This window comes from Nocardia testacea NBRC 100365 (assembly GCF_000308775.1).
GTDB lineage: Bacteria > Actinomycetota > Actinomycetes > Mycobacteriales > Mycobacteriaceae > Nocardia > Nocardia testacea.
This window is the reverse complement of sequence record NZ_BAGJ01000168.1, coordinates 59,744-68,820: the sequence shown is the minus strand read 5'-3', so window position 1 is coordinate 68,820 and position 9,077 is coordinate 59,744. Positions and strand designations below refer to the sequence as shown.

Sequence of the window (9,077 nt, the reverse complement as noted above, 5' to 3'; positions counted from 1 at the left end):
CGCCGGTCCGTCCTGGCCCGGTCAAGGCTTCGACGGTCCGCCCCGGCTGGGTCCGCCCGGTGCCGCCCCGCCGACCGAGGTGTGGCAGGCACCCGAACCGGCGGCCGACGATCCGCGACCCAAGCTCGAGCGCCGCCGCCGCGGTGCGCGGCCACTGCCGGAGTCCGCTTCCTTTCCGGACCCGTCCGACCAGCCGAACGCGGACCAGACCACCGCCGTATGGTCCCCGGCCGATCAGGGCATGCGGTTGCGCGCCGGACTGCAAGGCCTGGAGACACCGCCGCACGATGTTCCCGATTTCGGTGGCCCGGGTGTCCGCCGTCCGGCGGGGCCGATGCCACCGCCGCCCGCTCCGGATTTCGGGGCGGACCAGGGTTTCGGTCCCGGTCAGCACTTCGGCGCCGATCAGGGCTTCGCCCCCGACCCGGGTTATGCCCCCGATCAGGATTACGGTCCGGATCCCCGGTTCGGTCCGGATCCGGGCTTTGCGAAGACGGATATCTTCGCCACCGATGTACACGGCCCCATGCGGCCGCGTTCCGGACCCGACACCTCGGGCGAGCGATACGAAACGGGCGAATTCGAACCGGAATTCGACGCGGACGCCGACGACTACAACGACCCCGAGGACGCCGCCGGTGACGAGAACCGCCTCGGCCGTGCCCGTTCGGCGCTGAGCGGAAGATTCGGCGCGGCCGGTGACAAATTCGCCGCGACCAAGGCCAGATTCGGCTCGGGAGCGCGCACCACCGACCGCGAGACCGCCGAGGACCCACGTAAACAGTGGATCGTGCTCGGTGCGCAGAGCGTGGGTGCGGCGATCGCCGGGATGCTGGCGTTCAAGGGTTTCGAGATGCTGTGGGCGGGCCAGCCGCTGGCCGCGCTCGCGCTGGCGGTCGTGGTGATTCTGGGGCTCGTCGCGCTGGTGCGGATCCTGCGGCGCGGCGACGATATGTTCAGTACCGTGATCGCTGTGATCGTCGGTGTGTTCGTCACACTGGGTCCGCTGGCATTCCTACTCAGTACGGGCTGAGCGAGGCAGCAATGGCACGCAATTCTCCCGCGGCCGGCCCGCGGGACGACGGGCAGCGCAACGGCATCAAAGTGGGGCTGTCCACAGCTTCGGTCTATCCGCAGAACACCGAGGCAGCCTTCCGCTACGCGGCCGAACTGGGTTACGACGGTGTCGAATTGATGGTCTGGGCCGAACCGGCCAGCCAGAGCATTACCACCGTGCGGGGTTACGCGCGCAAATACTCGGTGCCGATACTCGCGGTGCACGCGCCCTGCCTGCTCATCTCCCAGCGTGTCTGGGGTGCCGACCCGGTGGCGAAATTGGAACGCAGTGTGCGCACGGCCGAGGCCCTGGGTGCCGACACCGTGGTGGTGCATCCCCCGTTCCGCTGGCAACGCCGCTATGCCGAAGGCTTCGCCGACCAGGTGAACGAACTCGAGGAGAGCAGTTCGGTGGCCGTCGCGGTCGAGAACATGTTCCCGATGCGGGCCGACCGGCTCTTCGCCCGGCGAGCCCGTGATATCCAGCGCCTGGAACGGCGCGGCGGGCCCGGTCTCTCGCTTACCGCGTTCAGCCCCGGCTACGACCCCACCGATATCGGATTCCGGCACTACACCCTCGACCTGTCGCATACCGCCACCGCCGGCACCGACGCGCCGGCCCTGGTCACACGGATGGGCCGGGGCCTGAGCCATCTGCATCTGGCCGACGGCCGCGGCGCCGCCCACGACGAGCACCTGGTCCCCGGCACCGGCACCCAGCCGTGCGCGGCGGTGTGCGCCATGCTGGTCCGCAACGGGTTCACCGGCCACGCCGTGGCCGAGATCAACACCCAGGACGCCCGCACCACCGCGGCCCGGGCGGACATGCTGAACCGCACCCTCGCCTTCGCGCGGACCCACCTGAACCCGGCGATCAGCTCCCACCCCGACCCGATCGAGACCCGTTGAGCTGTGTTTATTTGCGCGCCTCCGGCGCGCGGGTCGGGGCCCTGTGACCCCGATTCTTCACTCCGCCGCTCAGTCGCTGCGCTCCTTCGCTCTGTCGCTCCAGAATCGGGGGCGGGCCCCGACCGTGGAGGTCGACAATCCGGAGCAGACAGAAGGTGCACGCTGTCGCGCACCTCGACCGGCCTGGCAGACTCACCTCACTGTCGGTGCTCAATGGCCGCCGATCTATGGACGGACCCGGCACACGCTCGGTCGCTGCGCTCCTTCGCTTTGTCGGTCCAGAATCGGGGGCGGGCCCCGACCACCGGGGCAGACCATTCGGAGCGGACAGGGGGTTGCAACCGACAATCCGAGGCGGGCCGCAGGTGTGTACGGATGTGCATCTCGACCGGTCCGGCTAGGTTCACAGCGCTGTGAGTGCTCACTGGTCGCCGGGCTCCGGACGGCCGACCCCACGCGTCCCCACCGGTCCGGATGTACGCGGCCGAACCCGCTGTATCAAGATTGACCGGCAGTATGCACCCGCGGAACGGTAACCGGGCCGAGGAGAAGGAGTACCGATGACGACGGAGACGGAACTGAACGCCGAGCTGGGTGTGGCGTCCACCGACGCCCCGTTTCGCCGAGTGTGTTCCCTGACCGAACTCGCCGCCGACGAACCGGGCGACGGGCGCTACCGCGGCGTCATCGACGATATCTGGACGATCGGCCCGAAGGTGCACGGCGGAACCATGGTCGCCGGTTCGGCGGCGGCCGCGAGCCGCTGGCTGCGCACCGTGGAGCCGGAGCGCGCGACCATGGCCCCACTGTCGGGAAGCACCGATTTCCTCGGCGCCCCGGAGCCGGGCGAGGTGCTCTACGACGTGACGATACGTAAGGTGGGCCGCCAGATCTGCCTGGTGGACGTGATGCTCGTGCAGCGCGGCCGGCCGCTGGTCCGTACCGCGTTCACCTTCGGTCACCTGGAGGGCCCGGAGCGGCCGCCCCTCTATGCTCCCGAGCACACCGATCTGCCGGTGGAACCGACCGCCGACGCCATCGGCTACGAGGCAGGTTCGTCGATGGGCCGAATCGTGCACGTGGCCCGGGGGATGGATGCCTTCCTCGACCGGGAGTGGGCGCGGTTCATCGACAACGCCCACGGTGAGCCCCGGTTGCGAATGTGGCTGCGCCCGCGTCCGGCCGATCAGGCCGATCCGGAGATCGCGTCCTATATCGCGATGATGGCGGCCGATATGTGCCCGCCGGTTCCCACAAATCTCGGTTATTTCGGTTGGTCCCCGACCGTTCAGATGACGACCTATCTCCGCCGCCGGCCCGCGCCGGGCTGGTTGCGCATCATCGCCACCACCCACGAGGTCGGCGGCGGGATATTCGATTCCGATCAGATCGTGGTCGACTCGACCGGCGCCCTGGTCGCCCAGAGCCGCCAGCTGGCCCTGCTCCCTTCGCCGAAGCGCTGACGCACTCCGGCGGCCTGAGGACGGGGTCCGTATGGCAGGTCGCGGGCCGGTGTGCTCCGGTTGCCGGGACTATGGGGCCCCCGGGCCTCGCTGCCGAGAGTGTGCCAAGAACAATGGCGCCCATGACACGAATTGCGGTGATCGGTGGCGGCCGGATCGGGGAGGCCCTCATTGCCGGCCTGCTGGAGGCCGGACGGGCCGTCAAGGATTTGGTGGTGGTCGAAACGCACACCGACCGGGCCGAACTGCTCGCGGACCGGTTCGGGGTGCGGGTGACCGACGCGGTCGACGATGCCGCGGTGGGTGCCGATCTGCTGGTGGTCGCGGTGAAACCGGGCGATGTGGACGCCGTGCTCACCGAACTCGGCAAAGCCGACCTGGGCGGCGACCGCGATCAGGTCCTGGTGTCGCTGGCGGCCGGAGTCCCCACGGTGCGGCTGGAGGCCAAACTACCCGCGGGTTTCCCCGTGGTACGCGTCATGCCGAACACTCCCATGCTGGTCGGCGAGGGGATGAGCGTGCTGGCCGGCGGTCGCTACGCCAAGGCCGAGCAGCTGGAGCTGGTCACCGAGCTGCTGAGTTCGGTGGGACAGGTGTGCGTGGTCCCCGAATCGCAGATGGACGCGGTGACCGCGGTATCGGGTTCCGGACCGGCTTATTTCTTCCTGGTCGTGGAGGCGATGGTCGAGGCGGGTGTCGGGCTGGGCCTGACCCGCGATATCGCGGCTCAGCTGGTCACCCAGACGATGCTCGGGTCGGCGGCCATGCTCGCGGAGTCGGGGCAGAGCGCGGTCGATCTGCGCGCGGCGGTCACTTCTCCGGCCGGGACCACCGCGGCGGCGGTGCGCGAACTCGAGCGCGCGGGTCTGCGCTCGGCGTTCCTGGAGGCGCTGCACGCGGCCAAACAGCGTTCCGCCGAACAGGGCGCGTCCACCGAATGACCTCCTGACCCCCAGCGTATGAACCTGATTTCTCACTCCCGTCGCAGTAATCCCACTGGTCCCGCTAAGCTTCAAGGAGCACGTGCGTGTCTGTTCCGCTGGTGGGGAAGCCGGCGGCGCGGACGTGCCGGAGGTCAGTGGTGCGATGATGTCTTCGAACAAGATGTCCGCTAACAGCGGCGGTGGTTCGTCGCCAGGACAATCAATACTCGGTGGTGGTACGCAATTCCTCACCGTCGCCGAGGTGGCGAATTTGATGAGAGTTTCCAAGATGACGGTGTACCGGCTGGTGCACTCGGGAGAGCTACCGGCGGTTCGTGTCGGTAGATCGTTCCGGGTGCATGCCAAGGCGGTGCACGATTATCTGGAAACGTCCTATTTCGATGCCGGGTGAAGGCGGTTACCGGCCCGCGGGAGCGGGCCGGTAACATCAACCCTCGCTGTGTTGGATCGGCGGCGCGCTGCCTCCCTGTCGTGGAGGCGCGGGACCGCCGCCTCCAGGGCTGAGATTCAGCCGCGAGCAACCGGGCATACGACCGGACAGTTGACGTAAGCGAGCGCGAGACGCGCCGAGGAGAGAACGCGAGGACACCCTATGGGTTCTGTGATCAAGAAGCGCCGCAAGCGCATGTCGAAGAAGAAGCACCGGAAGCTGCTTCGTCGTACCCGCGTGCAGCGGCGCAAACTCGGCAAGTAAGCGCAACCGCGCAACGTCATCGGCGGAACCCGCTACCATTCGGTAGCGGGTTTCGTCGCGTTTCCATCAACTGAAATCGGGGTTAGGTCCCCGTTAAGAGGCCGGTGGTGACTGCGCCGGTCGTTAGGCTGGTAATCGGAACTATTGAGCGGGGGCTCGATGCTCGAGGTGGAACGGTCCGGTGCAGGTGGACACTGAAGCGAACGGCAGCTACAAGCCCAAGGTCGTACTGGTGACCGGCGCCAGTCGGTTCTTCGGCGGCAATGTCGTGTGCCGGCTCGTGTCCGACCCCGAGATCGAGCGCGTCGTCGCGGTCGACGTACTCACCCCCGCGCCGCCGCTGCGCCGACGGATGGGGCGCGCCGAATTCGTGCGTGCCGATATCCGGAACCCACTGATCCGCAAGGTTTTCGAGCGCTACCAGGTCGATACCGTGGTGCATACCGCGGTACTGTCCCAGCCGCCTTCCGGCGGTGGGCGGGCCGCGATGAAGGATATGAACGTCCTCGGCGCGATGCAGCTGTTCGCCGTCTGCCAGAAATCGCCGACCGTGCGCCGGGTGGTGTCACGTTCCAGTTCCGGGGTATACGGGGGCAGTGCCAAGGATCCCGCGCAGTTCACGGAGGAGATGAGCGCCCGCAGGCCACCGTCGGGCTGGTTCGCCCGGGACATGATCGAGATCGAGGGCTTCGCCCGCGGTCTGGCCCGGCGTCGTCCCGATATCACCGTGCTGACCCTGCGCCTGGCACCCATGGTCGGACCCGGCCTGGGCGCCCGGGCGGGGCAGTTGCTGCGTTCCCCGATCACCCCGACCGTGCTCGGCCGGGACGCGCGTATGCAGTTCCTGCACGAGGAAGACGCGGTCGCGGCCTTGGTTCACGCCGTCCGGCACGGCCCGGGCGGCACCTTCAATGTGGCCGGTGACGGCGTCCTCGCACTTTCCCAGGCGGTCCGTCGTTCCGGACGGGTCGCAATGCCGGTACCCTGGTCGGTGTTCCGCACCGTCGGCCGGACCTTCATGAGTCCGGTGATGCGTGATTTCAGTTCCGAACAGCTCGATTACTTTCTTTTCGGTTGTGGTCTGGACACGACGCGTATGCGCGGCGAACTCGGGTTCGAGCCGCGCTGGACGACGGTACAGGCGTTCGACGACTTCACCGGGGGCGCAGCGTCGCGGCCCGTGGTCGATCCAGCGTGGATCGACGCCGCAGAAAACAAACTGCTCGGCCTCATCAAGGCCGGTACGGGAGCACATACATGAACGACGTCGCCAAAGTCATCAGACTGCAGGACCTCGCAACCGTGCCGCGGCCACGGCCCGCGACACGTACCTGGACCGGTCCTGCCGACCGGTCGGTGACCTCGCTGACCGACCGTCTCACCCCGCCCACCCCCACCGCCCCGCGCTCGCTGCCCGAGCTGATGCGCGACGCCCTCGGCAGGCAGATCGGGCGCACCGCCGAATTCGCCCGGCGCCGGCTCACCGGCGATTACCAGGTCGACGAATTCGGGTTCGACGAGCATCTGCTCGAATCGGTTCTGCTGCCGGCCCTGCGCCCGCTGGCCGACAACTGGTTCCGGGTCCAGACCAGCGGGATGGAGAACGTCCCCGAGGTCGGCGGTGCCCTGATCGTGGCCAACCACGCCGGTACGGTCCCGCTCGACGGACTCATGCTGCAACTCGCGGTTCACGATCATCACGCCAAGCAGCGCGCGCTGCGCCTGCTGGCCGCCGATCTGGTCTTCGAGATGCCGATGCTGGGCACCCTGGCCCGTAAAGCCGGTCACACGCTGGCCTGCCGCCCCGACGCCGAACGGCTGCTGAGCGCGGGCGAACTCACCGGTGTGTTCCCCGAGGGTTTCAAGGGCGTGGGCAAGAAGTACGCCGATCGGTACAAACTGCAGCGATTCGGCCGCGGCGGCTTCGTCGCCGCGGCGGTGCGCGCCGGAGTACCGATCATCCCGTGCTCGATCGTGGGCTCCGAGGAGATCTACCCGAAGATCGCCGATATCAAGCCGCTGGCCCGGCTCCTGGGCCTGCCCTACTTCCCGGTGACCCCCACGTTCCCGCATCTCGGCCCGCTGGGCGCGGTCCCGCTGCCCTCGAAGTGGTACATCGAGTTCGGTACCCCGATCAGCACCGCCGAGTATCAGGCCGAGGACGCCGACGATCCGATGCTCATGTTCGAGGTCACCGATCAGGTCCGCGAGACGATCCAGCAGACCCTCTACAAGCTTCTGGTCAGACGCCGCAACGCTTTTATGGGATGAGTTGACGGTCGGGGCGGCTTCTCCGCATCGTGGTCGGCCCGGGGCGCCGCGGTGTGGGGGAGCTGTCAGTGGGCGCCTTTGCGGCGGGTCACCGCGGCGGCTACCGCTCCGCCCGCGGCGCCCAGGGCCAGGGCCGTGGGCACGCCGATCTTGGCGGCTTTGCGGCCGGTGCGGAAATCGCGGATCTCCCAGCCACGGGCCTTGGCGACTTCGCGGAGGTCGGAATCCGGATTGATCGCGACCGCGGTGCCGGTGAGCGACAGCATGGGCACATCGTTGTGGCTGTCGGAGTAGGCGGTGCAGCGTTTGAGGTTGAGACCCTCGCGGATGGCCAGGGCGCGGACGGCATGCGCTTTACCGAGGCCGTGCAGGATATCGCCGACCAGGCGACCGGTGAATTGCCCGTCGACGCTCTCGGCCACGGTGCCCAGGGCCCCGGTCAGGCCGAGGCGTTTGGCGATCACCTGCGCGAGTTCGACGGGGGTGGCGGTCACCAGCCACACCTGCTGGCCGGCGTCGAGATGCATCTGCGCCAGCGCGCGGGTGCCGGGCCAGATCTTGTCGGCGATGATCTCGTCGTAGATTTCCTCGCCGAGCGCGGCGAGTTCGGCGGTGGACCGGCCGGCGATGAATTCCAGCGCCTTCTCTTTGCCGGTGGCCATATCGGTGCTGCTCTCTTTGCCGGTGATCCGGAACTTCACCTGCTTCCACGCGATATCGACCAGGTCGGCGCTGCGAAAATATTTGCGGGCGGCCAGACCTCGGGCGAAATGCACGATCGAGGCGCCCTGCACCATGGTGTTGTCCACGTCGAAAAAAGCCGCCGCGGTGAGGTCACGCGGGATCTCCGGCGGGGCGCCGACGGCCGCCCGTTCGGCGTCCTGCAGGGCCAGCGCGGCGTCCGCGCTGGCCTCACCGGCGACATTCGCGCGGACCTCCTCTTCGCTGGGTCCGAACGGGCTGCGCGAAATGCGCGCCAGCTGCTCGGACAGGCCCTGTCCGAGCGGGCCCAGATTCCATCGGACCGGAAGTTCCCCGAACCGGCCCGCGATGAATCCGGATTTCCCCACCTTCGATCGTTCCGGCACCAGTACCTCCGCCTGTTCGCGCGAATCACGTCCACACTAATGGGTACCGCCGGGCGGAGCCCATCCACAGGCCGTGCACGGCCGGACCGAATGTCGAGGTACGCCCGACCGGATGCCGGCCCGGACGCACCGCAGCCCGCCGCGTCCGGCCGGTGGGCGGGTTGAATAACGGTCATGACGAACTCCACGACGCATGAGGTGACCCTGCTGACCCGCGCGGGGTGCGGGATGTGCGAGCGGGCCCTGGAACAGCTGCGGGCGATCTGCGCGGAATTCGGTATCGAGGTCGGCAGCGTCGATGTGGACGCGGTCGCCGGCACCGACCCCGGACTGCGTGCCGAATACGGTGACCGGCTGCCGGTGGTGCTGCTCGACGGCCGGGAACACAGCTATTTCGATGTGGACGAGAACCGGTTGCGGGCCGATCTGAATCGTTGACCGTGGCCGAATTTCGGCCGAGGATCGTACAAGGTCGGCTCGCGACACAAAATGAGGCGAATTTCACCGACTTTGTGCATGGGTTCACAAGCAGTTACGGTGGGGGCACGCGAACCGCAGGCCGGGGCGAGTATCCGGCCGCCGGTAGCAGGTGAATCAACCCATATCCGACCCCGTCATCGGCGCATGGACCGCAACGGAGGTCGCCGAGCAC

At 68.0% G+C, this 9,077-nt stretch carries 10 protein-coding genes; 9 read left to right on the top strand and 1 reads right to left on the bottom strand.

Annotated elements, in window-relative coordinates; genetic code table 11:
• The 8 genes from ON38_RS34290 to ON38_RS22730 form a co-directional block, all read left to right on the top strand.
• A partial coding sequence (locus ON38_RS34290) for an Rv0497 family membrane protein (RefSeq protein ID WP_157181845.1) occupies positions 1-1,033 on the top strand: 1,033 nt, incomplete at its 5' end.
• An 11-nt stretch (positions 1,034-1,044) separates the two neighbouring features.
• Positions 1,045-1,965 carry a sugar phosphate isomerase/epimerase family protein gene (locus ON38_RS22755; protein WP_051165068.1) on the top strand — a complete coding sequence of 307 codons (921 nt, stop codon included), beginning with the start codon at positions 1,045-1,047 and terminating at the stop codon, positions 1,963-1,965.
• A gap of 560 nt (positions 1,966-2,525) precedes the next feature.
• Positions 2,526-3,428 (top strand): thioesterase family protein, encoded by a 903-nt coding sequence (locus ON38_RS22750; RefSeq protein WP_051165067.1) that lies wholly within the window; start codon positions 2,526-2,528, stop codon positions 3,426-3,428.
• Between the two features lie 122 nt (positions 3,429-3,550).
• Positions 3,551-4,369 carry a pyrroline-5-carboxylate reductase gene (proC, locus tag ON38_RS22745; protein ID WP_039826948.1) on the top strand — a complete coding sequence of 273 codons (819 nt, stop codon included), beginning with the start codon at positions 3,551-3,553 and terminating at the stop codon, positions 4,367-4,369.
• Between the two features lie 145 nt (positions 4,370-4,514).
• Complete coding sequence (locus tag ON38_RS22740) at positions 4,515-4,763, top strand: helix-turn-helix domain-containing protein (protein ID WP_030525584.1); 249 nt, start codon at positions 4,515-4,517, stop codon at positions 4,761-4,763.
• Positions 4,764-4,964: 201 nt separating this feature from the next.
• Positions 4,965-5,066 (top strand): 30S ribosomal protein bS22, encoded by a 102-nt coding sequence (locus tag ON38_RS35075; RefSeq protein WP_003402602.1) that lies wholly within the window; start codon positions 4,965-4,967, stop codon positions 5,064-5,066.
• Between the two features lie 187 nt (positions 5,067-5,253).
• Positions 5,254-6,327 carry an NAD-dependent epimerase/dehydratase family protein gene (locus tag ON38_RS22735; protein ID WP_051165076.1) on the top strand — a complete coding sequence of 358 codons (1,074 nt, stop codon included), beginning with the start codon at positions 5,254-5,256 and terminating at the stop codon, positions 6,325-6,327.
• The gene (locus ON38_RS22730) at positions 6,324-7,337 is read left to right on the top strand and encodes a lysophospholipid acyltransferase family protein (protein WP_039826947.1); all 1,014 of its coding nucleotides are present in this window, start codon (positions 6,324-6,326) and stop codon (positions 7,335-7,337) included. Before ON38_RS22735 ends, ON38_RS22730 begins: the two co-directional genes overlap by 4 nt.
• A gap of 65 nt (positions 7,338-7,402) precedes the next feature.
• Here ON38_RS22730 and ON38_RS22725 read toward each other — a convergent pair whose 3' ends face one another.
• On the bottom strand, positions 7,403-8,425 hold the full coding sequence (locus tag ON38_RS22725; RefSeq protein WP_373281241.1) for an HAD family hydrolase: 1,023 nt from the start codon (positions 8,423-8,425) through the stop codon (positions 7,403-7,405).
• Between the two features lie 174 nt (positions 8,426-8,599).
• Here ON38_RS22725 and ON38_RS22720 point away from each other — a divergent pair, with 174 nt between their 5' ends.
• Positions 8,600-8,863 carry a glutaredoxin family protein gene (locus ON38_RS22720; protein ID WP_039826946.1) on the top strand — a complete coding sequence of 88 codons (264 nt, stop codon included), beginning with the start codon at positions 8,600-8,602 and terminating at the stop codon, positions 8,861-8,863.
• Positions 8,864-9,077 lie beyond the last annotated feature (214 nt).

What these genes read in the sequence shown, in the direction of transcription:
- ON38_RS35075 (WP_003402602.1), top strand. Translation starts at nt 4,965, where the DNA reads ATGGGTTCTGTGATCAAGAAGCGCCGCAAGCGCATGTCGAAGAAGAAG.
- ON38_RS22730 (WP_039826947.1), top strand. Translation starts at nt 6,324, where the DNA reads ATGAACGACGTCGCCAAAGTCATCAGACTGCAGGACCTCGCAACCGTG.
- ON38_RS22720 (WP_039826946.1), top strand. Translation starts at nt 8,600, where the DNA reads ATGACGAACTCCACGACGCATGAGGTGACCCTGCTGACCCGCGCGGGG.
- ON38_RS22755 (WP_051165068.1), top strand. Translation starts at nt 1,045, where the DNA reads ATGGCACGCAATTCTCCCGCGGCCGGCCCGCGGGACGACGGGCAGCGC.
- ON38_RS22740 (WP_030525584.1), top strand. Translation starts at nt 4,515, where the DNA reads ATGATGTCTTCGAACAAGATGTCCGCTAACAGCGGCGGTGGTTCGTCG.
- proC (WP_039826948.1), top strand. Translation starts at nt 3,551, where the DNA reads ATGACACGAATTGCGGTGATCGGTGGCGGCCGGATCGGGGAGGCCCTC.
- ON38_RS22750 (WP_051165067.1), top strand. Translation starts at nt 2,526, where the DNA reads ATGACGACGGAGACGGAACTGAACGCCGAGCTGGGTGTGGCGTCCACC.